The following is a 2,788-nucleotide window of genomic DNA, read 5'->3' on the forward strand; positions in this document are numbered from 1 at the left end:
TTGCAAGTCGTAGGCCGCGTGGCCCCGGAAGGCACCGTAGCGAGGGGACCCGAAGCGCAGCGTAGGGCCGGATGCGGGAGCGAGCGGTTTTGCCTACTTTTCCCAAGCAGAAAAGTAGGCCGCCGTAAGGGCGGAAGGGGCCGGCAGCCTCGCCAAATCGAATGGATAAGCTCGCATCACCCAAGCCCAAATCCCCAATCCATGGCCGCGAGCAACAGATCAGTGAGCGTTGGCAGGACGGCGGTGCGAGCGCCGAGGTTCCGGCGCATTCACGTGTGGATCAGGCTGTTGATGGTGCAGATGATGCCGGCGGGCGATACGCAACACCCCCCACAACATCGCAGCCGCCACACTCAGCCAGGCTGCGATCAACATGAAAATCGCCATGGTCAGGCTCATGGGTGCCTCCTTCTTCAGTACAGGCAGGACCAGTAACTCAGACACCCCCTTAGTCTAGACGCTCACTTATTTCAGGCTATTGACCGATGGTCTGAGGCCTTGGGCCGCTTTGTTCTAAGGCGGGCGCGGGCTATACCGATGCCGTCCGTCGGCCTATGATCGCCGCTCAAGCCCGGGCGTTGCCTGCCTGGCATCCGCTCAAGCGAGGACCCATGCCGATCCTTTCCACAACGCCACGCCGTGTTTTTGCCGCCTGCCTGCTGGCCGCGACCCTGGCCGGCTGCGCCAGCCAGCAGTCTTCCGAACTCAAGCAACTGCCGCAGCGGGTCGAACTCGGCACGGTGCCGTTCTTCCGTGGCAACGCCAACCAGAGCGCGCCAATGGCATTGGCGGCGATCCTCTCGCAGCAAGGCGTGCGCATCACGCCAGGGCTGCTGGAAGGTGCGCTGAAACTGCCTCAGGCGCAGGAGCGTCTACAGGCGTCGATGCAAACCGTCGCCCAGCAATACGGCATGGTGGTTTATCCGCTGGACAGCAGGCTGCCGGCCCTGCTCACGCAAGTGGCGGCGGGTAATCCGGTGTTGTTGCGCTATCAGGAGGGCTCGGCATTCTGGAGTGAGCCGCGTTACGCCCTGCTGGTCGGCTACGACCGCTACAAGGAGCGTGTGCTGCTGCGTGCCGGAAACAGCCGGCGCATGCTGATGGACTTCGGTTCTTTCGAATCGGCGTGGAAGAAGGAAGGGGGCTGGGCGGTGCTGGTGCAGCAACCGAAGCAACTGCCGGCCCAGGTGGACCGGCAGCGCTGGCTCAAGGCGGCGAATGACCTGGCCCAGGCAGGCCAGGAACAGGCCGCGCGGCAGGCCGTCAACGCCCTCGGACGCTGACGGCCGCCGGATGTTACACGCCCAGGCGGTCGCGCAGGGTGTAGTACCAGGCGCCGATAGCGCTGAACGGTACGCGCATCAGGTGACCGCCCGGGAACGGGTAGTGCGGCAGTTCGGCAAAGGCGTCGAAACGCTCGGCCTGACCGCGCAACGCCTCGGCCAGCACCTTGCCGGCGAGGTGGGTGTAGGTCACGCCGTGACCACTGCAACCCTGGGAGTAGTAGATGTTGTCGCCCAGACGACCGACTTGCGGCAGGCGCGACAGGGTCAGCAGGAAGTTGCCGGTCCAGGCGTAGTCGATCTTCACGTCTTTCAGTTGCGGGAACGCCTTGAGCATCTTCGGACGGATGATCGCCTCGATGTTCGCCGGGTCGCGGGCGCCGTAGACCACGCCGCCGCCGAAGATCAGGCGCTTGTCGCTGGTCAGGCGATAGTAGTCGAGCAGGTAGTTGCAGTCTTCGACGCAGTAGTCTTGCGGCAGCAGCGTGCGGGCCAGCTCATCGCTCAGCGGCTCGGTGGTGATCACCTGGGTGCCGCACGGCATCGACTTGGCTTGCAGTTCCGGCACCAGGCCGCCGAGGTAGGCGTTGCCGGCAACGATGATGAACTTGGCGCGTACGCGGCCGTTCGGGGTGTGTACTACCGGGTTGGCGCCACGGTCGATGCGGATGGCCGGGGACTGTTCGTAAATCTTGCCACCCAGGGACTCCACGGCGGCGGCTTCGCCCAGTGCCAGATTCAGGGGGTGGATATGACCGCCGCTCATGTCGAGCATGCCGCCGACATAGCTGTCGCAGGCGACCACTTCGCGCAGGCGGTTCTTGTCCATCAGTTCCAGTTGGGTGTGGCCGAAGCGCTCCCAGAGGCGCTTCTGCGATTCCAGGTGGCCCATCTGCTTGTTGGTCACGGCGGCAAACACACCACCGTCCTTAAGGTCGCACTGGATGTTGTACTTGGCCACGCGCTCACGAATGATGCGGCCGCCTTCGAAGGCCATTTGCCCGAGCAGTTGTGCCTGGCGCGGGCCGACGGTGCGCTCGATGACATCGATATCGCGGCTGTAGCTGTTGACGATCTGGCCGCCGTTACGGCCCGACGCGCCGAAACCGACTTTGGCGGCTTCGAGCACGGTGACTTTGAAGCCGTGTTCCAGAAGGAACAGGGCGCTGGACAGACCGGTGTAACCGGCGCCGATCACGCAGACATCGGTCTCGACTTCTTCCTGCAGGGCAGGGCGCTGCGGCACTGGATTGGCCGAAGCGGCGTAATAGGACTGTGGGTAAGGAGTGGCGGCCATGGGGCGGGACCTCGAATCTGTGTGACTTTGTAGTTGTGTGTTTTGTATTTTTTACGAATATGCAGATCCTATCAATAATAATAAACACCCGCCAGCCGGACGGTCGAAAACATCGAAAACCCGGTTTATGCATAAATAATTTTATTATTCAGTGGTTTAGCTGAAAAAAGCTGTTGACACACTTTGCCGAATGCGTAGAATGCCGCCT

At 62.4% G+C, this 2,788-nt stretch carries 3 protein-coding genes; 1 reads left to right on the forward strand and 2 read right to left on the reverse strand.

What is annotated here, in order from left to right; translation table 11 throughout:
* Positions 1 to 219 precede the first annotated feature (219 nt).
* Entirely contained in the window at positions 220 to 399 is a 180-nt protein-coding gene (locus DM374_RS32325; protein WP_110973516.1) for a hypothetical protein, read from the reverse strand.
* Positions 400 to 554: 155 nt separating this feature from the next.
* On the opposite strand from DM374_RS32325, the gene DM374_RS32330 reads away from it, so the two are divergent.
* On the forward strand, positions 555 to 1,283 hold the full coding sequence (locus DM374_RS32330; RefSeq protein WP_110973517.1) for a peptidase C39 family protein: 729 nt from the start codon (positions 555 to 557) through the stop codon (positions 1,281 to 1,283).
* A 13-nt stretch (positions 1,284 to 1,296) separates the two neighbouring features.
* Here DM374_RS32330 and DM374_RS32335 read toward each other — a convergent pair whose 3' ends face one another.
* Positions 1,297 to 2,580 carry an NAD(P)/FAD-dependent oxidoreductase gene (locus DM374_RS32335; RefSeq protein WP_110973518.1) on the reverse strand — a complete coding sequence of 428 codons (1,284 nt, stop codon included), beginning with the start codon at positions 2,578 to 2,580 and terminating at the stop codon, positions 1,297 to 1,299.
* Positions 2,581 to 2,788: the final 208 nt, after the last annotated feature.

The organism is Pseudomonas huaxiensis (assembly GCF_003231275.1).
GTDB lineage: Bacteria > Pseudomonadota > Gammaproteobacteria > Pseudomonadales > Pseudomonadaceae > Aquipseudomonas > Aquipseudomonas huaxiensis.

Bases quoted from the DNA above. Each gene is read 5' to 3' on its own strand.
- DM374_RS32325 (WP_110973516.1), bottom strand. From the start codon at position 399: ATGAGCCTGACCATGGCGATTTTCATGTTGATCGCAGCCTGGCTGAGT.
- DM374_RS32330 (WP_110973517.1), top strand. From the start codon at position 555: ATGATCGCCGCTCAAGCCCGGGCGTTGCCTGCCTGGCATCCGCTCAAG.
- DM374_RS32335 (WP_110973518.1), bottom strand. From the start codon at position 2,580: ATGGCCGCCACTCCTTACCCACAGTCCTATTACGCCGCTTCGGCCAAT.